Here is a 19,219-nt window from a genome sequence, read left to right on the forward strand (position 1 = left end):
AATCCTTTTGTCCCCGTTCGCTTCGAGCGAAGTCGAGAAGCGGATAGCGCTGCGCCAGCGTTTCTCGACTACGCTCGAAGCGAACGGATGCTTGCAGATAGACCCGATGACCGACCAGCCTGACTATAAGAGCACCGTCTTCCTCCCCGTCACCGACTTCCCGATGAAGGCGGGCCTCGCGCAGAAGGAACCGGCCATTCTCGCGCGCTGGGAGGAAATGGACCTCTACGGCAAGCTGCGCGAGCGGCGGAAGGGCAGGGAACGCTTCATCCTCCATGACGGCCCGCCCTACGCCAATGGCGACATCCATATGGGCCATGCGATGAACAAGGTGCTGAAGGACATCATCGTCCGCAGCCAGTCGCTGCTTGGCAAGGATGCGCCCTATGTGCCCGGCTGGGACTGCCATGGCTTGCCCATCGAATGGAAGATCGAGGAAGAATATCGCAAGAAGAAGCAGAATAAGGACGAGGTTCCCGCGCAGGAATTCCGCGCCCAATGCCGCGCCTATGCGGACAAATGGGTCGGTGTGCAAAAGGAACAGTTCAAGCGTCTGGGCGTGATGGGCGATTGGGACGATCCCTATCTCACCATGAAGTTCGACGCCGAAGCTACGATCGTCTCTGAACTTCTGAAGTTCGCTGAAAGCGGCCAACTCTATCGTGGCGCGAAGCCCGTCATGTGGTCACCGGTTGAAAAGACCGCGCTGGCGGAGGCGGAGGTCGAGTATGAGGATATCGTCTCGACCCAGATCGATGTGGCGTTCGAAATTTTGGAAGCGCCCAATGCGCCCGAACTGGTTGGCGCGCATGCGGTGATCTGGACGACCACGCCTTGGACGATCTCCGTAAATCAGGCTTTGGCTTACGGGCCGGAGGTCGACTATGTGCTGCTGGAAGGCGACGGGCGGAAGTTCATCATCGCCGAAGCCCTGATCGGCGCGTTCAAGGAACGCTCTGGTCTTGTCCACGCCCAGCCACACAAGCATTTCAAGGGCGCTGACCTCGCCGGGGCCGTCGCTCGTCACCCGATGCACGCTCTCGGCGGCTTCTTCGCCAAGTCGCGTCCCCTCCTCGCGGGCGATTTCGTCACAACCGATGCGGGTACGGGCCTTGTCCACATGGCACCTGATCATGGCGAGGACGACTTCGCGCTCTGCAAGACGAACGGCATCAACCCGGTCTTCGCTGTAGAAAATGACGGCAAATATCGCGAAGACTGGCTCTGGCTTGGGGGGCAGGGGAGCGTCATCAATCCCAAATTCGTCAGCAAGGATGGCCCGATCTGCACCGACCTGCGTGAAGCAGGCGGGCTGCTCGCCGCGTCGGACGACTTCAAGCACAGCTATCCGCACAGCTGGCGCTCGAAGGCGAAGATCATCTTCCGCTGCACGCCCCAATGGTTCATCCCGATGGATCGCCCGATCGGTGACGGGATCATCCCACGCTGCGCCGAGGAAGAGGCCATCCTTGCGGCCCAAGGCAACGGCGCGACCCTGCGCGGCACCGCGCTCGACGCGATCGAGAACACTCGTTGGGTGCCCGAACGCTCGATCAACCGCATCCGCTCGATGGTGGAAGGCCGCCCTGACTGGGTGATCAGCCGCCAGCGCGCTTGGGGTGTTCCCATCGCCCTCTATGTTCATCGAAAGACTGGCGAGTATCTCGTTGATAAAGCGGTAAATGCCCGCATCATCGAAGCGTTTAAGGGCGCGGGCGCCGACGCATGGTTTGGCGCCGATCATCAGGCGCTGCTTGGCCCGGACTACGACCTCAATGACTATGAGGTCGTGAACGACATTCTCGACGTCTGGTTCGACAGCGGCTCGACGCACAGCTTCGTCGTAGAAGGGCGTTACGGGGAAGGGGTCCGCGCTGACCTCTACCTCGAAGGCTCCGACCAGCATCGCGGCTGGTTCCAGTCATCGCTGCTGGAGGCCAGTGGCACCCGCGGCCGCGCACCCTATGACGCTGTCCTCACCCACGGCTTCGCGTTGGACGGGCAGGGCCGCAAAATGTCGAAAAGCCTCGGCAATGTGGTCGATCCGCTGAAGGTGATCGCCGAAAGTGGGTCCGACATTCTGCGCGTCTGGGTGGCCAGCACCGACTATTTTGACGATGTCCGCATCGGCAAGGAAGTGCTTGCCGGTTCCTCCGACGCCTATCGCAAACTGCGCAATACTTTCCGTTACTTGCTTGGCGCGCTCTCCGACTTCTCTGAAGACGAGAAGCTGCCCATTTCGGAAATGCCGGAGTTGGAGCGCTACATGCTCCACCTGCTCGCCAAGCTGGACGCGGAGCTGAGGGGTGTGGTCGACAAGGCGGCAGGTAGCGAGAATTGGCTGGAGTTCAGCCGCTACACCCGCGCGTTGATGGACTTCGCGAACAGCGATCTTTCCGCCTTCTTCTTCGACATTCGCAAGGACTGCCTCTATTGCGACGCGAAGTCAGACCCCAAGCGCCGCGCCTATCGCACGGTACTCGACGCGCTGTTCCAAGCTCTGGTCCGCTACGCCGCGCCGATCATCCCCTTCACCGCTGAGGAAGTTTGGCAAAGCCGCTATCCAAACCTTGAAGAAAGCGTCCATTTCCTTGAATGGCCGGATGTGGATGCTGCGTGGCTCAATGAAGCCCTCGATGAAAAGTGGACCGAAATCCGCAACCAGCGCGATCAGGTCAACGAAGCCATCGAACCGCTTCGCCGTGAAAAGGTCATCCGCTCCAGTCTGGAAGCCGACGTTACCATGGGCCAAGAGGTTCCCAGTGACGGTGTGAACTTCGCCGAAATCGCCATCGTCGCGCGCATCGAAACTGGCTCAGGAGAGGGCATTTCGGTCAAGCCGAGCGACTGGCACAAATGCGGCCGCTGCTGGCGTCTGCTGCCCGAGGTTGAGGAAGACGGCACCCTCTGCCACCGCTGCGACGAGGTATTGAGCGCGTGAGCCACATCTTCTCCCCCCGTCATCCTGAACTTGTTTCAGGATCCATGGTGCCCCATGGGAGCCACAATGCAGCCTAAGCCCATCAACCACCGCCCGCTCGGCCTGACCGTCGCGATTGTAACGCTCGCGCTGGACCAACTCATCAAATACACCGTGACCTATCCGCTCGCGCTGAAAAGCCGCATGGACGAAGGCATCGAAATCTTCCCGATCTTCCGGCTGCGCTGGCTCGAAAATCGTGGCGTATCGATGGGCTTCTTTCACGCTGACACGAACATGATGCGTTGGCTCCTGGTCGGCATGACCATGTTGATAGCCGGCTTTGTGGGCGTGTGGATGTGGCGTGAAAAGGCGCGGCAGGATGTCGCCGCGCTCGGGCTGGTCCTTGGCGGGGCGATCGGCAATATCGTCGACCGCGTGCGCCTCGGCTATGTGGTAGACTATGCTGACCTGCATTTCGGTGAATGGCGGCCTTTCCTGATTTTCAACCTAGCCGACGCGGCCATCACTATCGGCGTGCTGATCCTTCTTGCGCGGGCGCTTCTGCTGCGCGAGAAGGGCGCAAAGACGGAGTCATTGAACTGATGCGTAAACTGATCCTCGCCGCTGGCTTGATTTCCATGCTGTCCGCTTGCGGCGGTGGCGGCGGCCTTTTCAACCGCGACCGCCCCGACGAGTTTGCGGTGTCGCGCCAGGCTCCGCTGGTCATCCCGCCCGATTACGCTTTGGTCCCGCCCGCGCCGGGCACGCCTGCCGCTGCATCGGTCGATTCGAGCCGCGCTGCTGTCGAAGCCATGTTTGGCGGCCCCGCTCAGCGCAGCGCCGCCGAAACATCTGCGCTGACGGCTGCCGGTCGCAGCAATGCCGCTGCGGGCATCCGTTCCTCCGTTGGCGACCCGGGCACCGAAGTTGTCGATAAGGGCGCGACCACTCGCGAAATCATCGCTGCTCCGGAAGGAGACGGACAGGACGCGCGCGCCGCTGTCCCGCAACAATAATGGCAGCTTAGGGCTGGTTCTCGACGAAGGTCCTGAACCGGCCCAAAGTGTCTTCCCACTGGCTGCCGATTTGGGCGAGCCAGTCTCGCGCTTCAGCAACTGCTTCGGGGCGCAGAGCGAACAAGGCTTCCCGCCCGCTTCGCGTACGCTGAACCAATCCAGCACCGAGTAGCACATCGAGATGCTTGGCCACCGCCTGCCGACTGATGGGCAAGCCCTCACCCAGTTGGACGATGGAGCGCTCCGTACCGTCAGAAAGCTGAGCGATCAGCCCCAGCCGGGTCAAGTCGCCCAAAGCGGCAAAGAGCCGGGCAGGGGCCAGCTCAACCTTCAACATAGTCGCGGATATTCCGAACCTGCTCCGTCCAGCCGCCATCATTCGAACGCATGACGTCGCTCCGCCGAGGCTCTGGCACCTTGTCAAAGCCGCTTTCGGTTACGGTCAACCGTGTACTATCTCCGACCGGCTCAAGTAGAAATTCCACCAACGTCCATTCCGGCACCGTGGTGCTGCGCTCCATCAATTCCTTATCGCCGCCGGTGGCTGGCCACTCATATGCAAAGCGCTTCATGGGCTCTATCGCCACCACACGCGCCTCCCAACGATAATCCTCGTAGCCGGGATAAGTCATGTGCCCTGTCGAGGGCTGGCCGACGATAAAAGGCTGGTCCAAGGCGACCCGGAACCATGTCCCGAACTTCTCATGATCGGTGAGAGCATCCCACACCCGCTCTACAGGCGCGGCGATCTCGATGGTCTTCGTGATAGAATTGAGCATATCAGCAACCTCGTGGTTGCTGATATGCGATATCCTAATAAATTAAGCAACCATATGGTTGTGCGTCAAGCGCGAGCCTCTGTGCCCATGCTGGGACTGTTGTGGCGAAGCGCAGACAAGACCGTATCCACAATCGCCGCCGCATCTAGCCGGGCGTCAGCATATTGCAGTTCCGGCTTATCCTGATCCTGGAAGATGTCGGGAAGGCGCATCGTCCGCAGCTTGAGGCCATTGTCGATCAGCCCTAAGTCGCTGGCCAGCGTCAGCACATGCGCTCCGAGGCCGCCGATGGCGCCTTCCTCTATGGTTACGGCAACTTCATGCGTCGTCAGCAGGCGACGGATCATCGCTTCGTCAAGCGGCTTGGCGAAGCGCAGATCTGCCACGGTCGTGGATAGGCCCTTGGCTTCCAGCACTTCTGCAGCCTTAAGTGCTTCTTCAAGCCGCGTGCCCAAGGAAAGGATGGCGACCTGCCGGCCCTCGCGTACAATGCGGCCCTTCCCAATTTCCAGCCGCTCCGGCGTTTCTGGCATCGGCACGCCTATGCCGTTTCCGCGCGGGTAGCGGACCGCGATGGGACCATCATCGTGAACGGCGCAGGTGTGAACCATATGCACCAGTTCCGCCTCATCCGCCGCGGCCATTACCACCATGTTGGGAAGCGTGGCGAGATAGGTGATGTCGAAGCTGCCAGCATGCGTCGATCCATCTGCGCCGACCAATCCGGCCCGGTCGATCGCGAAACGCACGGGCAAATTCTGTATCGCGACGTCGTGCACAACCTGATCATAGGCGCGCTGAAGGAAGGTCGAATAGATTGCGCAGAATGGGCGCATGCCCTGCGCGGCCAATCCTGCAGCGAAGGTCACAGCATGCTGTTCCGCGATGCCAACGTCGAAGGAGCGATCCGGGAACGCTTCCGCGAACTTGTCTAACCCGGTGCCAGACGGCATCGCTGCGGTGATGGCGCAGATGCTACTGTCGCGCGCCGCTTCCGCGACAAGTGCTTTGGCGAATACGGCAGTGTAGCTGGGCGGGCCGGGAGGAGCTTTCGCCTGTGCTCCGGTGATGACGTCGAACTTTTGCACGCCGTGATATTTGTCAGCTGCGGCTTCGGCGGGGGCGTAGCCCTTGCCCTTTTGCGTGACGACGTGGACGAGGCAGGGACCTTCGGCCGCATCGCGCACATTTTCCAGGACAGGAATGAGCTGGTCCAGATTATGTCCGTCGATAGGGCCTACATAATAGAAGCCCAACTCTTCGAATAACGTGCCGCCCATAGCCATGCCGCGCGCAAACTCATCGGTTTTGCGAGCAGCATTATGCAAGGGTCGGGGCAGCCGGCGGGCTAGGCGCTTGGCTAGGTCGCGTAGGCCGAGGAACTCACGGCTCGACACCAAACGGGCGAGATATGCTGACAGGCCGCCAACCGGGGGTGCGATCGACATGTCATTGTCGTTAAGGATCACGATCAGCCGATTTCCGGCTTCGCGCGCGTTATTCATCGCCTCATAGGCCATGCCGGCAGACATCGCGCCGTCACCAATTACTGCAATGCCTTTGCCCGGTTTACCCGACAGCTTGCTAGCAACGGCAAATCCAAGCGCTGCACTGATCGAGGTCGAGCTGTGCGCAGCGCCGAAGGGGTCATATTCGCTTTCTGCCCGCTTGGTGAAGCCAGACAGGCCGCCACCCTGACGCAGCGTCCGGATGCGATCGCGGCGGCCGGTCAATATCTTGTGCGGGTAACATTGATGGCCGACATCCCAGACGAGCTTGTCGTTAGGCGTATCGAACACATAATGGATGGCGGTGGTCAGTTCGACCACGCCGAGCCCCGATCCCAAATGGCCGCCGGTGACGCCAACGGCGGAAATCACCTCCTGCCGCAATTCATCGGCAAGCTGGTGAAGCTGTTCCGGCTTCAGCGTACGGAGATCCGCCGGCCAGGCAACCTGGTCGAGCAGCGGTGTGGAGGGGCGATCATTCATGAAAGACATAGACTCCCGAGCGCGCTAGGCCGTTCCTGGATAAAGCGCAACGCCCACTTCACGCCATGCACTTGGCGCAAGTTCCTAAAATCTCAATGACAGGTCGCTCCGGCCGGAACCCCTGATGTTCGGCAACGGCCCTGACGTCACCCGTGACCGCGTCGTCATCGACATGGGTTGCTTCCTTGCAGCTGCGGCAGACAAGGAAGATGCAGTCATGATGACAGCCCGGATGGGCATTGGCGATATAGGCGTTGGCGCTCTCGACGCGCATCGCGATGTTGTTGGCTACAAACAGGTCGAGTATTCGGTAAACGCTGTTGGGAGCGACCCGCTTGCCGCGTGCTTTCGAGACATTGTCGGCGATGTCATAGGCTGATGTGGGCTTTTCCTCCGCCGCGAGCGCATCAAAAATTGCAGCGCGCATGGGCGTCCACTGTTCATTTTGGGCTTCGAGCGTAAAGCGTGCCGCATCGGCCAGGCTTTGTCCCGTCGGCTCATGATGGTGATGATGCTGTTCGGCCATATAGGTTAATCTATGCTTGGGTGCTGTTCGGGGCAAGGGCAGGCTGTCAGCCGCGCCAATAGATCCAGGCTGCCCACAGCCAGCCTGCAATCATCAAGGAACCGCCGAAAGGCGTGATCGCTCCCAACCAGCGCGGCGCACCGATCGCCATCGCGTAGAGCGTGAAAGCGAAGATGGCCGCTCCAATCAAAAGAAGAAGGGCAGGGCCTCGCGCGGCGTTAGCCAACGTAAGCGCGGCGACCGCGTGGATCAGTTGGTATAGACCGCCCGTCCGCAGCCATTCAGCGTGTTGGGGGCTGGATGCGCCATGGGCGCCAAAAGCGCTCGCTCCGATGGCGAACGCCGCCGATAAGGCGGCCAACAGTGCGATCATGCTTTTTCCTCTTCTTCGCCCCGCGCTAGGAGGCGCATGCGGCGGCCGGGACGGAACATGAGCTCCTTGGCTGCCATCAACGTGCCTTGTTCTTCCTGCACCGCGAGCCGCTGCTCGTCATTTTCGCGATATTGACGTTCTACTTCCTCGATCTCCGCCTGGGGGACGCCCAAGGTCTCCATCGCCTGAACGCCCATACAGATTGCGGATTCGAAGACTTCTCTGACGATGCCTGCCAAGTCCATGTCCTTGAGTGCCAGCAGTTGGCGTCGATCAAAGGCGCGGACTAGCAGCGCAGCTTGTGGGAACGCTTCGGCAATCGGCTCAAGCACCTTGCTATCGAGTGAAGGATCGTCGTGGCAGAAGGCGATCAATTGTGCTTCCTCCGCTCCTGACCGGCGCAGTAGGTCGATCCGGGTTCCGTCGCCATAATAGACTTTCATGTCGAACCGGCTAGAAACCTCGATCTGCGCTGGTTTCTTGTCGATCAGCACGACTTCGAACCCATGGCCCATCAGCATCTGGGCGACCGTCTGACCGAAGCGGCCATAACCAACGATGATCGCCGTGCCTCTGGTTGCCTCATCAGGCCCCGCCAAATTGACGGGGTTCTTCGGCCGCGCGAACTCGAACCGCCTGGCAAAGAGCATGAGGAATGGCGTCGTCGCCATGGAAAAGGTGACGATCGCGCTGAACAGGCTGGCACCTTCGGGTGCGATCAGCAGGGCATTTTGCGCCTGCGCGAAGAGGACGAAGCCAAATTCGCCGCCTTGGCTGAGCAGCAGACCGGCACCCACCGCCTGCGACCATTCCATGCCGAACAGGCGGGCAAGGCCAGTGATGAACAATGCCTTGGTGAGGACCAGCATCGCCGCCATGCCGATAACGAAGAACGGGTTGGCCGCAACAGTGTGCAGATCGAGCACCATGCCCACGGCGAGGAAGAAGAGGCCAAGCAGGATCGAGCGGAATGGCTCAACGTCCGCTTCAATCTCATGCCGGTAAGGAGAGTCGGCAAGCATCACGCCCGCCACGAAAGCGCCGAGTGCCGTCGAGAGATGGAGCGCGTGCATCAGCGCTGCTGCTGCAAGGACGGTAAAGAGGCCTACTGCTACGAACAACTCGCGCTCACCCAGACGGCCCACCAACTGCAGTAATGGCCGAAGAATGAAGCGGCCAGCGAGGACCAAGCCGGCGATCGCGGCGACAGTATAGCCCGCGAGCATCCATCCGGGCGGACCTCCCACATCAGCCGGATTTCGCGACAGGGCCGCTACGATTGTGATCAGCGGGACGATCGACAGATCCTGGAACAGCAGGATCGAAAAGACCTTCTCACCAAAGGGGGAGTTGATCCGGCCGCTGCTCTTCAGGCTGGGCAGCACCTGTGCGGTCGATGACAGCGCCAGCGGCAGGCCCAGCGCGATTGCCGCGCCCCAAGTAAAGCCGGTGGTGAAGAAGATGATGGCGGTCAGCGCCAGCCCGCAGATCACCACCTGCGCAAACCCCAGCGCGAAAATGTCTCGCTTCAATCGCCATAGCCGCGCCGGATGAAGCTCAAGCCCGACCAGAAAGAGCAGCAGGACGATGCCTATCTCAGCGATCGCCAGCTTCGATTCGCCGCCTCCGACGAGGCCAAGCCCCTGAGGCCCGACTAGCGCGCCTGCGACGAGATAGCCAAGCACCGCGCCAAGTCCGAATCGGCGGAAGATCATGACGAACAGCACGGCCGCGCCGAGCAGGATCACGCCTTCCGACAGCAGGACGTCAGTCGCGGAAAATGGAGCCTGTGTGACATTCACAGCCGGATTGGACATCAGGCGTCCGCCATCCTAGCGGCCTCGGCTATCGCTTCGAAGCCGAGCCTGATCGAGGCGTGGCGCGCAGGATAGCCGCGCGCCGGGGCGAGTACCGCGAGGCCAGGCCAGAAGTCGAGGTCATCGCTTTGACCCGCGAGATAAGCGGTCAGCTTGTCCCGTGCGTCCGTGAGTTCGTCGGCGGTCATGCCGATCGCCTGGGCTGCCATCAGGGCGGCCGAAGCCTGCCCCAGAGCGCAGGCTTTGACGTCCAAACCCAAAGCAGCAAGTTTGCCGTCTTCCATTCGCACATCCGCCGTAACGCGCGAGCCGCAGGTGGGCGACCGCTTCTCAACGCTTGCCTGCGGGTCGGCCAAACGCTGATGATGCGGGATGCTGGCGGCTAGCCGCAATATGTCCTTGTTGTAGAGGGGAGCGCTCATCCTTGCCCTTTAGGACAGGTCAGGCGATCGCGCTATCCTTCGTAGATAATGTGCAGCTTGGCAGCTGCTTCAGTGGCGATCCGGCGGGCGCTGTCGGTATCATCGGCGAGGGCAAGCGTCACGCCCATGCGCCGGTAGGGGCGCGTGGTGGGTTTGGCGAAGATTCGCAGGTCTACTTGTCCCTCAGGCGCCGCAAGAGCGTCGGCTAGTCCCTCAAACCGGAATTCGGTCGATTCGCGATCCGCCAGCAAGACAGCGGACGCAGCAGCACCGCGCAACTGCACATCCGGCACCGGAAGGCCCAGAATAGCGCGGGCATGCAGGTCAAATTCGTTCAGATCTTGCGAGATCAGCGTCACCATGCCGGTGTCATGCGGCCGCGGCGACAGTTCGGAGAAGATCACATCTTCCCCCTTCACGAAGAATTCCACGCCGAAGATGCCATATCCGCCAAGATTATCGACCACGGCGCGCGCCATGTCCTGCGCAGCGGCGAGGGCGCGATCCGTCATAGGCGCGGGTTGCCAGCTTTCCTGATAGTCGCCCCGTTCCTGCCGGTGACCGATCGGGGGACAGAAGTTCACACCGTTCATGCTGCGCACCGTCAACAGCGTGATCTCATAATCGAAATCGACAAATTCCTCCACGATCACGCGGCTGCGGTCGCCGCGCATGTTGGCAACGGCATAATTCCATGCGCTTTCCAACTCATCTGCCGTCCGGACCGTGCTTTGGCCTTTGCCGGACGATGACATGACGGGTTTGATGACGCAGGGCAGGCCGGTATGCTCCGCCCCGGCCTGCACTTCCTCCAGGCTTTCCGCGTAGCGGTAGCGCGAGGTCCGCAGGCCCAGTTCGACCGCTGCGACCTCTCTGATCCGGTCGCGGTTCATGGTCATGATCGTGGCTCTTGCGGATGGTACGACGGTTCGGCCCTGGGCTTCGACTTCAGCCAGCACCTCGGTGCGGATGGCCTCGATTTCGGGGACAATATAGTCGGGTTGGTGCCGCTCGATGGCTGCGCGCAGCAAGTCGGCGTCAAGCATGGAAAAAATTTCGAAGCCATCGGCGACCTGCATGGCAGGCGCACCGGGATAGCTGTCGCAGGCAATCACCTCGCATCCAAGCCGTTTGGCCGAGATGACGAATTCACGGCCGAGTTCGCCCGAACCCAGCAGCAATATCTTCGCGGTAAATGCCATCTTCTGCCCTTCGAATCGCCTGTTTCAGCGCAGGCGATGCCGCCATCGCCGCTTACGCGTCAACCATCGTCACGGTCCCACACCCTCGTCAGCGGGTTGCGTTGGCGCGATGCGCGGTGGCGGCGTGGCTGGAGCAGGCCCGGGAGGAGGCGGTTCCGGCTGATCGATCGGGAGGCGCAGTTGATTGGGGCCGATGTTCACCGACACACCTTCTTGATCGAGGCCAACGCTCATATTGCCGAGGCCCGCCTCGACAGTCACATTGGCAATGGCGTTGACGAGGTCGCTATCTTGCTCCTCAGGCGCGACTTCGGCCGGCTCGTTGATCGCTCCCGCCATGAAATTGCGCCAGATCCGGGCAGGTACGCCGCCGCCCGCTGCTCCGCCGGGGAGAGGTGAGTTGTCGTCGTTGCCGATCCACACAGCCGTCACCAGTCCGCCCGCATAGCCGACGAAGATCGCGTCGCGGCTGTCCTGTGTCGTGCCGGTCTTGCCGAAGGTGCTTGTTCGTAGCGCCGCTGCGCTACCGGTTCCTCGGTTGGCGGCCGACGACAGCAGGTCGCGGATCATTTCCAATTCGTCCTGGCTGAAGTGCCGCTGACGGCTCATAAGCCGTTCGAACCAGCCCTGTTCCTCTGGGGGCAGGCCGTGCGCGATCACGGGATAGGCGCCTGCCGCAACCGTCGCATAGGCTTGCGCCAATTCCACCAGCGGGATTTCGGACGTGCCTAGCGCCAGGCTGAGATCTTCAGTCAGGGGTGCGGTGACACCCAGGTCGCGAGCCACCTTAATTACGGCATCGACGCCCACCTTTTGAGTGAGCCGCACTGCCGCGACGTTGCTGGATGCGGCAAATGCCTGCCGCAAGGTGATCCGCCCACGATATTTGCCGCCGTGGTTGGCGGGTCGGTAGGTGCCGGTCGTGATCGGCGTGTCTTCCACAAAATCTTCGGGTGTCATGCCCGCGCGAAAGGCGGCGAGATAGACGAACAGCTTGAAGGTCGATCCGGGCTGGCGCTTCGCCTGGACGGCTCGGTTGAAGCTGCTCTTGCGGTAATTCTTGCCGCCGACCATCGCAACGACGCTGCCATCAGGCTTCATCGCCACCAGCGCGGCTTCCGCCTTGCCCAGAGGTGCGCGGCGGATGGCTGCCTCCGCAAGCCGTTGCACGCGCCAGTCGAGCGTCGTGGGGACCGTCTGTGCGCCATAGACAGCACCGGCGCGGTCGCGGGCTTCAGGCAGGACCCAGTCGGCAAAATAGGTGCCAGTTGTCGAGGCGGGCGTTTCACGCACATCGATACGGGCTGGGCGCAGCGCATTGCGTTCCGCCTTGCTGATATAGCCCGCCTCCACCATCGCCTGGGTCACGAGCGCGGCACGTTCGCGCGCGCCCTTCAGATTGGTCGTGGGGGCGAGGCGGGAGGGCGCTTTCAGGAGGCCCGCGAGCATAGCGGCCTGCGGGATGGTGAGCCGCTCTGGCTGGCGGTTGAAATAATGCAGTGAAGCTGCCCGCAAGCCATAAACATTGTCGCCAAAATAGACGTTCGACAGGTAGCGTTCGAAGATCTGGTCTTTGGTCAACCACGCCTCCAGCCAGAAGGCGATCATCGCTTCTCGCGCCTTCCTACCGAAAGTCCGATCACTCGACAGGAACACGCCCTTGGCAAGTTGCTGAGTGATCGTGCTACCGCCTTGCGACGACCCATCCGACCAGAGATTGTGCCACGCGGCGCGTGCGATGCCGCGCGGGTCCACGCCCCAATGGCTGTAGAAGCGCCGGTCCTCGATCGCCATGAACGCTTGGGGCACATGTTTGGGCAGGTCGGCGATGGCCACCGGCCGATCGATGATAGCGCCCCGGCGTGCGATCACATGGCCATCCGCGGACATCAGGCTGACGCTAGGCGGTGCGATCGGCTTCAACGAACGCGACAGCGGAGCGGTGACGGCAAGCCATGCGATCGTCAGCATCAACAGCGCGAGCAGCGCAGCGACGATCCACCCCGCTATATGCAGGCGTCGCCGCCAAGGCGTGGGCGGCGCAAAAGCGCTGGGAGGCCCCGCCCCGAATTCGCGAGCGGGTGGATCGGGCTGAGGCGCGGGAAGGGGGTCTCTCATCGGTCCGGTCATGCTGTATTATTCGCCTGATACAGTCAAGATCGTCCTGCCGTGGCACAATCTCTGATTAACCACGAATGTGGATGGTCGAAAAGGTAAATGAAGCGTTAACATGCTGCCATGCGATCCCGACCGCTCATCCTGACCACTGAATCGGCCCGCCACCCCTTTCGCCAGCGGCTGCCGCATCATGTTCTGGAAGTGCGGGACGTTGCCGCTTCCGCTTCCGATGACAATGACTGGAAGCTTTTCGTGCTGAGTTTCTGCGCGTTCTTCACGGCGTTCTACAGCTTCATCTTCTAACGCTCCGCTTCAGTCGCAAGCCTTATGGAGGGTCCAGGCGATCCAGGCACAAGGCAGGCACAGTGCCGCGACGAGCAACAACTGATTGACGACGGACATTCCCGCGACGCTGAGGCCGATCGCGAAGAAGGAGCCCAGCACCATCGCGCCCGAATTGACGATGTTGTTCGCGGCGACGGTTCGGGCAGCTTCGCACTTTTCGACGGTGGTCGTGAGGAACGCGTAAAGCGGCACCACGAACATGCCCCCGAAAGTCGCTACGCCCAACAGGCAGGCCGACAGCGCCAGAGCGAGCGGATGGGCGAGGAAGCCCTTAAGCGAAAGCATTGCTCCATCCGCTGCGGGCGTCCAGAGGTCGCAAACGATGTGAAAGGCGATGATGCACAGGCCCATGCCGATGACCGACGCGGGGGCATAGCGCGCTGACACATGGCCCTTCAGCAGACGGTTGATGGCGATCGATCCTATCGCGATTCCGATCGAGAATATGGCGAGGAATAGGCTGGCGACCGCTTTGTCGGCGGTCAGCACATTTTTCACCAGGGGCGGGAATTGGATGAACAGGATCGAACCAACGGCCCAAAAGAAGCTGATCGCCATGATCGCGAGATAGAGGCGGCGGATGTGCATAGTGCCGCGCACCAGCGTCACCGACGAACGGATGATGTGAAAATCAATTGGCTGCCGGTCGAGCAGCGATGGGGCAGGCGGCACTTCCCGCCCGGCGACATAGCCTATCAATGCGGTGATAACGATGCCGATGGCGGCAACTTCGACGGGGATGATTCCCGCCAGAATAGTTCCTGCGAGGATGGCGATATAGGTTCCGGCCTCCACAAGGCCGGTTCCGCCAAGAACCTCGTCATCATGCAGATGCTGCGGCAGGATGGCATATTTGATCGGGCCGAAGAAGGTGGAGTGGATGCCCATCGCGAACAGGGCGCATAGCAATAGCGGGATGGCGAGGCCGTGGACGGCGATGCCGCTCCAGATCAGACCCAACCCTGTAGCGCCTACCAGCATGATGATGATTTCCGCTGCTTTCACATAGCGGATGATGATCGCTTTGTCCCTTTGGTCGGCGAGCTGGCCCGACAGGGCGGACAGCAGAAAGAAGGGCAGAATGAATATGCCGGTCGCCAGCGCGCTGAACCAGGTTTCAGACCGCTCATCATTATAGACGCTGTAAACGACGAACAGCACCATCGCGTTCTTGAACAGATTGTCGTTGAAGGCGCCGAGTAGCTGAGTGATGAAAAGCGGCAGAAAACGTCGCTTGTTAAGGAGCCTTAGGGAGGCTTGCATAGGCGAGGGGGTCTTCTTCGCTGTGGACGAGCGGAGCGCGGTCTAGCGGCTGCCGCGGCCTCTGTCCAACCCCGAGCGCAAGAAGTCGGCTGAGACTGCTATTCCCTCTCCTTGTGCAAGCGGCTGGACTGTGGCAGTTCGCCGCCATGCTGACGCTGCCAAATCTGCTGACGCTTTCGCGGATACTAACTGTGCCCTTGCTGGTCGCATTGCTGTGGCCGGCGGAGATCGGCGCGCGCTGGACCACCGGCTACGCCTTCGCCTTTGCGCTTTACTGCCTGATGGGAATTACGGACTATTTCGACGGTTATCTGGCGCGTGCGCAGGGAGCCGTTTCAAAGCTCGGGATATTCCTGGATCCCATCGCCGATAAAATCATGGTCGGCGCCGTGATCCTGATGCTGGCCGCTACGCGCGACATTGCGGGAATCCACATTGCCGCCGCCATGATCATCCTGCTGCGGGAGATCGCGGTATCGGGTCTGCGCGAGTTTCTTGCTGGGCTGCAGGTGTCGGTACCGGTTTCTCGCCTGGCGAAGTGGAAGACCACCTTTCAGCTTATCGCTTTGGGGGCGTTGATCCTGGCGGGCGCGGTGCCGGAGTTCCCGGTCGTGCAACTGGTGGGTATAGTCACGCTCTGGGCCGCGGCGATACTGACGCTGATTACCGGATGGGACTATCTGCGGGTCGGCATCAAGCATATGGATTGATCCATGGCGACGCTCAACATCCTTTACTTTGCTTGGGTGCGTGAACTGATCGGCCGTGATGATGAACAGGTCGAGCGGCCTGCTCCTGACAACAGCGTCGCTGACCTTATCGACATGCTCGCAGGTCGGGGTGGGGGCTATGCGGAGGCGCTTGGCGACAAGGATCGGCTGCGCGCCGCGCTAGACCAGCATTTTGTGGTTTTGGACACGCCGATCGGACAAGCGAGGGAGCTGGCGATCTTTCCGCCGGTCACGGGCGGATGAAACAGGTTTCCGTTCAGGCTGAAGATTTCGACCCCGCAGTGGAATTGGCTGCATTGGAACAAGTGGGCGGCGGCGGTGTCGCCAGTTTCACCGGCATCGTTCGTGGCGAAAACGGCCTGATGGCGCTTGAACTGCAGCATTATCCGGCGATGACAGCAGCCCAGGTCGAGCGCATCGTGGAGGAAGCGACGACACGCTGGCCGCTTTTGGGTGTGCGCGTCATCCATCGTGTCGGTCGTCTGTGCCCCGGCGATCGCATTGTCTTCGTGGGAACCGCCTCACGCCACCGCACTGCTGCCCTGGAAAGTTGCGCCTTCCTTATCGATTGGCTGAAATCTCACGCGCCTTTCTGGAAGAAGGAGCACTTCGCCGATCGCGATCCCGCATGGGTCGAAGCCAAGACGGAGGATGAGGCAAAAGCCTGTAGTTGGACCAAGTAGTGTCAGGCGGCCATGCTGGACTGCGGCAGGTCCGCAGCGTCCCGCAGAAGCTCCGCAAGCAGCCGGAATTCCTTTTCCCGCGGGCTGTTCTTGCGCCAGACCAGAGCGATGTCCCGATACGATCGTTCGGATTGCAGTGGGCGTGTAGTGATCCGGGTGTGATCCAATATGCCGCCGTTGATCGCCATTTCCGGCATGATCGTCATGCCAAGGCCATTATCCACCATCTGGACAAGCGTGTGCAGCGAGGTCCCCATCATCATCGCGCTGGAGCGGATTTCGGGGCGGTTGCAGGCGGCCAGGGCATGGTCCTTCAAACAATGCCCGTCTTCCAGCAGCAACAGCTTCGTCTCGTCGATCATGTCCGGCGCAATCAGTTCGGGCGGGTCATGCGGATCGTCGTGGGGAAAGGCGACATAGAGCTGATCGTGAAATAGCAGCTCGCTATCCAGTTCGCCGGTCGGGAACGGCAGGGCGAGCAATACGCAATCGACACTGCCATGGCGCAGGGATTCGATCGCAGCTTGGGACGTCTCTTCCCGAAGATAGAGCTTGAGTTCCGGTCGGTCCGCCCGCAGGCGGGGTAGGAGACGGGGCAGAAGAAAAGGCGCGATCGTCGGGATGACGCTCATCCGAAGCTCGCCGGTCAGGGGCTTACCCGATGCCTCGGCGATTGCGGCGAGCTCCTCCGCTTCACGCAGCACCCGGTGCGCCTTTTCTACGATGCGGTCGCCAAGTGCGGTGAAACGAACCACTCGGCGCGTGCGCTCCACTAGCGTGACGCCGATCAACGATTCTAGCTCTCGAATACCTGCCGACAGCGTGGACTGAGTGACATAACAGCTGTCGGCCGCCTTGCCGAAATGCCCATGCTGTTTCAGTGCAACAAGATATTGCAGCTGCTTCAACGTGGGCATGTAGCTCGACATTGATCGCCTTTCTCGATTAGAAAGCCGAAGATAAGAGCGCTAGCCGATATATCCAAGCCATTTAGTAATACCGAACAGCGACGTTAGTGTCAGGATCGTGCCAACCGCCGTGAATAGCACGCGCGGTGCGACATGGCGGGCCAGCATCGCGCCGAAGGGCGCCGCGACAACCCCGCCGATCAACAGGCCGACGGTATAAGTTGTGAACGCCTGCCATCCCAGGTGCAAAATGAAGGTGAGGCTGATCGCGAAGGTCAGCACGAACTCGACCGTATTGACGGTGCCGATCGTGTGCCGCGGGCTAGAGCCTTGGATCAGCAGGTTCGACGTGACGATCGGGCCCCAGCCGCCGCCGCCTGTCGCATCCATGAAGCCGCCGACCAGGCCCAGTGGCGCGACCCATTTGGGATCGCGCGGATGAGGAGGGAAATGGAACCCGCGCCAGATCAGATAGATACCTATCGCGGAAAGATAGATTTGCACAAATGGCTTGATGATCGATCCGTCGATGTTCGACAAAACATAGGCGCCTGCCACCCCGCCAATCACGCCCGGTATGATGAGCCGGGCGAAAAGCCGCCAGTCGACGTTGCGATGTGCAATATGGCTTAGCGCAGATACGCCTGTGGTGAAGGTTTCGGCCGCATGGACGCTGGCGGACGCCCTGCTGGGCGGCACGCCTAACGCAAGCAGCAAGGTGCTGGAAATAACGCCATAAGCCATGCCGAGCGCGCCATCGATCATCTGGGCCCCAAAGCCGATGAGGATGAAGGGTAGCAGATCGCCAAGGTGGGCGAGGATGGGATCGGTCATTCAGAGGCCTCAGGTTGATTGTCTACCGCATTGATTGGTATATCATGGACCGCCAAGAAACATTCTGTTTTATGGTAGGAAGCCGAAATAGCCGCCATCTGGAAAACTTATCCCCATGCGCCTATGTAGGGCGGGTTCGGTTTTCAGGGGCCGCCTGCATGTTACGCAATCTTGTTGCTTATCTGGACTCGGTCAAGTCTCGTGACCCTGCGCCGCGTTCGCGCGCGGAAATCCTGCTTTATCCGGGGGTCTGGTCGCTCGGCTTCCATCGCGTGGCGCATCGCCTCTACAAGGTGAGGCTCTATTTTCTGGCGCGTGCGGTCAATCACCTGTCACGTTTCCTGACTGGCAACGACATTCATCCAGGCGCGCAGATCGGCAAGCGCTTCTTCATCGACCATGGTTTCACCGTGATCGGGGAGACTGCGGAGATCGGTGATGATGTCACCCTTTATCAGAATGTCACCCTGGGCGGCACTGATCCTGCGAATGGCATCGCAGGGAAGCGCCACCCGACCTTGGCGGATGGAGTCATTGTCGGGTCGGGCGCTCAGGTGCTGGGTCCTGTCTATGTCGGTTCTCGCGCGCGCATCGGCGCGAACGCGGTGGTGACGAAGAATGTACCCGAAGGCGCAACCATGGTTGGCATTCCCGCGCGACAAATGCTGGTGGACGTCACAGCCTATCAGCGTGAATTCCTGCCCTATGGCACGCCTTGCTCCGACTGTTACGATCCGGACCAGCACAAGCTGGAGCAGCTTCAGGCGGAGGTCGACCAACTGCAGAAGCGGTTGGCCGAACTTCTGGCGCGCAGGGAGAGCGAAGATACCGATCCAGAGGATGACATCCCCTTGTTCCAGGAGCGTGGTCGCGCCTGATGACCAACGTCACGCCGTTCCCGTCCCAAGCCTCCACGGCCGGGCAAACGGGGTTCGATCGGCTTGAACTGCAACGGATCATGGATCTTTATGGCCGGATGGTTTCCGCCGGTCATTGGCGCGATTACGCCATTGATCTCGGCCGCGATGCCGCCGTCTTTTCGGCGTTCCGCCGGACTGCCGAACGTCCGGAATATCGGATTGAAAAGCGGCCTTCGCTTCGTCATCGCCAAGGCATGTGGGCCTTGATCGGGGAAGCGGGCAACATCCTGAAGCGGGGGGCTGAGCTCCAAGGCATTTTGGCCCCCGTTGAACGCCGCTTGCTCAAGATCGTCCGGGACTGAACCTCTCGCGCAATGCTGGCTCAATATCAATCCAGAGGCAATGTTGAGCTTCTTAGCGGCCGTGCC

At 60.9% G+C, this 19,219-nt stretch carries 21 protein-coding genes; 9 read left to right on the plus strand and 12 right to left on the minus strand.

Annotated elements, in window-relative coordinates:
* The first annotated feature begins 106 nt into the window (after positions 1 to 106).
* The 3 genes from ileS to ACZ5Y5_RS02860 all read left to right on the plus strand — a co-directional run bounded on the left by ileS (position 107) and on the right by ACZ5Y5_RS02860 (position 3,939).
* The gene (gene ileS, locus ACZ5Y5_RS02850) at positions 107 to 2,941 is read left to right on the plus strand and encodes an isoleucine--tRNA ligase (RefSeq protein WP_464809697.1); all 2,835 of its coding nucleotides are present in this window, start codon (positions 107 to 109) and stop codon (positions 2,939 to 2,941) included.
* 66 nt (positions 2,942 to 3,007) lie between these two features.
* Positions 3,008 to 3,526, plus strand: coding sequence for a signal peptidase II (gene lspA, locus ACZ5Y5_RS02855; protein WP_464809698.1), 519 nt, complete (start codon positions 3,008 to 3,010; stop codon positions 3,524 to 3,526).
* Positions 3,526 to 3,939, plus strand: coding sequence for a DUF3035 domain-containing protein (locus ACZ5Y5_RS02860; RefSeq protein WP_464809699.1), 414 nt, complete (start codon positions 3,526 to 3,528; stop codon positions 3,937 to 3,939). Before lspA ends, ACZ5Y5_RS02860 begins: the two co-directional genes overlap by 1 nt.
* Positions 3,940 to 3,946: 7 nt before the next feature.
* Here ACZ5Y5_RS02860 and ACZ5Y5_RS02865 read toward each other — a convergent pair whose 3' ends face one another.
* The 9 genes from ACZ5Y5_RS02865 to ACZ5Y5_RS02905 form a co-directional block, all read right to left on the minus strand.
* Positions 3,947 to 4,276, minus strand: coding sequence for an ArsR/SmtB family transcription factor (locus ACZ5Y5_RS02865; protein ID WP_464809700.1), 330 nt, complete (start codon positions 4,274 to 4,276; stop codon positions 3,947 to 3,949).
* A complete protein-coding gene (locus ACZ5Y5_RS02870; protein ID WP_464809701.1) occupies positions 4,263 to 4,718 on the minus strand; it encodes an SRPBCC family protein in 456 nt (151 codons plus the stop codon). Before ACZ5Y5_RS02870 ends, ACZ5Y5_RS02865 begins: the two co-directional genes overlap by 14 nt.
* Before the next feature lie 65 nt (positions 4,719 to 4,783).
* Complete coding sequence (gene dxs, locus ACZ5Y5_RS02875) at positions 4,784 to 6,718, minus strand: 1-deoxy-D-xylulose-5-phosphate synthase (RefSeq protein ID WP_464809702.1); 1,935 nt, start codon at positions 6,716 to 6,718, stop codon at positions 4,784 to 4,786.
* 49 nt (positions 6,719 to 6,767) lie between these two features.
* Entirely contained in the window at positions 6,768 to 7,235 is a 468-nt protein-coding gene (locus tag ACZ5Y5_RS02880) for a Fur family transcriptional regulator (RefSeq protein ID WP_464809703.1), read from the minus strand.
* A gap of 46 nt (positions 7,236 to 7,281) precedes the next feature.
* Positions 7,282 to 7,608 carry a DUF423 domain-containing protein gene (locus ACZ5Y5_RS02885; protein ID WP_464809704.1) on the minus strand — a complete coding sequence of 109 codons (327 nt, stop codon included), beginning with the start codon at positions 7,606 to 7,608 and terminating at the stop codon, positions 7,282 to 7,284.
* The gene (locus ACZ5Y5_RS02890) at positions 7,605 to 9,425 is read right to left on the minus strand and encodes a cation:proton antiporter domain-containing protein (RefSeq protein WP_464809705.1); all 1,821 of its coding nucleotides are present in this window, start codon (positions 9,423 to 9,425) and stop codon (positions 7,605 to 7,607) included. Before ACZ5Y5_RS02890 ends, ACZ5Y5_RS02885 begins: the two co-directional genes overlap by 4 nt.
* Positions 9,425 to 9,847 carry an iron-sulfur cluster assembly scaffold protein gene (locus tag ACZ5Y5_RS02895; RefSeq protein WP_464809706.1) on the minus strand — a complete coding sequence of 141 codons (423 nt, stop codon included), beginning with the start codon at positions 9,845 to 9,847 and terminating at the stop codon, positions 9,425 to 9,427. Before ACZ5Y5_RS02895 ends, ACZ5Y5_RS02890 begins: the two co-directional genes overlap by 1 nt.
* 32 nt (positions 9,848 to 9,879) lie before the next feature.
* A complete protein-coding gene (purT, locus tag ACZ5Y5_RS02900; RefSeq protein ID WP_464809707.1) occupies positions 9,880 to 11,049 on the minus strand; it encodes a formate-dependent phosphoribosylglycinamide formyltransferase in 1,170 nt (389 codons plus the stop codon).
* Between the two features lie 69 nt (positions 11,050 to 11,118).
* Entirely contained in the window at positions 11,119 to 13,179 is a 2,061-nt protein-coding gene (locus tag ACZ5Y5_RS02905; protein ID WP_464809708.1) for a transglycosylase domain-containing protein, read from the minus strand.
* 108 nt (positions 13,180 to 13,287) lie between these two features.
* Between ACZ5Y5_RS02905 and ACZ5Y5_RS02910 the strand changes: the two genes are divergently transcribed.
* Positions 13,288 to 13,470, plus strand: coding sequence for a hypothetical protein (locus ACZ5Y5_RS02910; RefSeq protein WP_464809709.1), 183 nt, complete (start codon positions 13,288 to 13,290; stop codon positions 13,468 to 13,470).
* 9 nt (positions 13,471 to 13,479) lie between these two features.
* Here ACZ5Y5_RS02910 and ACZ5Y5_RS02915 read toward each other — a convergent pair whose 3' ends face one another.
* Entirely contained in the window at positions 13,480 to 14,775 is a 1,296-nt protein-coding gene (locus ACZ5Y5_RS02915) for an MFS transporter (RefSeq protein ID WP_464809710.1), read from the minus strand.
* Between the two features lie 146 nt (positions 14,776 to 14,921).
* On the opposite strand from ACZ5Y5_RS02915, the gene pgsA reads away from it, so the two are divergent.
* The 3 genes from pgsA to ACZ5Y5_RS02930 are packed head-to-tail and all read left to right on the plus strand — an operon-like array spanning position 14,922 to position 16,189.
* On the plus strand, positions 14,922 to 15,485 hold the full coding sequence (pgsA, locus tag ACZ5Y5_RS02920) for a CDP-diacylglycerol--glycerol-3-phosphate 3-phosphatidyltransferase (RefSeq protein ID WP_464809711.1): 564 nt from the start codon (positions 14,922 to 14,924) through the stop codon (positions 15,483 to 15,485).
* A 3-nt stretch (positions 15,486 to 15,488) separates the two neighbouring features.
* Positions 15,489 to 15,749: a molybdopterin converting factor subunit 1 gene (gene moaD, locus ACZ5Y5_RS02925; RefSeq protein WP_464809712.1), complete on the plus strand. Its 261-nt coding sequence runs from the start codon at positions 15,489 to 15,491 to the stop codon at positions 15,747 to 15,749.
* The gene (locus ACZ5Y5_RS02930) at positions 15,746 to 16,189 is read left to right on the plus strand and encodes a molybdenum cofactor biosynthesis protein MoaE (protein WP_464809713.1); all 444 of its coding nucleotides are present in this window, start codon (positions 15,746 to 15,748) and stop codon (positions 16,187 to 16,189) included. The genes moaD and ACZ5Y5_RS02930 overlap by 4 nt, the downstream gene beginning before the upstream one ends.
* Before the next feature lie 2 nt (positions 16,190 to 16,191).
* Here ACZ5Y5_RS02930 and ACZ5Y5_RS02935 read toward each other — a convergent pair whose 3' ends face one another.
* The gene (locus tag ACZ5Y5_RS02935) at positions 16,192 to 17,118 is read right to left on the minus strand and encodes a hydrogen peroxide-inducible genes activator (RefSeq protein WP_464809714.1); all 927 of its coding nucleotides are present in this window, start codon (positions 17,116 to 17,118) and stop codon (positions 16,192 to 16,194) included.
* Between the two features lie 39 nt (positions 17,119 to 17,157).
* Positions 17,158 to 17,931, minus strand: coding sequence for a sulfite exporter TauE/SafE family protein (locus ACZ5Y5_RS02940; protein WP_464809715.1), 774 nt, complete (start codon positions 17,929 to 17,931; stop codon positions 17,158 to 17,160).
* A gap of 158 nt (positions 17,932 to 18,089) precedes the next feature.
* Here ACZ5Y5_RS02940 and epsC point away from each other — a divergent pair, with 158 nt between their 5' ends.
* Together epsC and ACZ5Y5_RS02950 are read left to right on the plus strand one after the other, a co-directional pair.
* Positions 18,090 to 18,809 (plus strand): serine O-acetyltransferase EpsC, encoded by a 720-nt coding sequence (gene epsC / locus ACZ5Y5_RS02945; RefSeq protein WP_464809716.1) that lies wholly within the window; start codon positions 18,090 to 18,092, stop codon positions 18,807 to 18,809.
* Positions 18,809 to 19,153, plus strand: a complete 345-nt coding sequence (locus ACZ5Y5_RS02950) for a DUF2794 domain-containing protein (protein ID WP_464809717.1) — start codon at positions 18,809 to 18,811, stop codon at positions 19,151 to 19,153. The genes epsC and ACZ5Y5_RS02950 overlap by 1 nt, the downstream gene beginning before the upstream one ends.
* Positions 19,154 to 19,219: the final 66 nt, after the last annotated feature.

It is taken from the genome of Sphingobium sp. TomTYG65, from assembly GCF_055395525.1.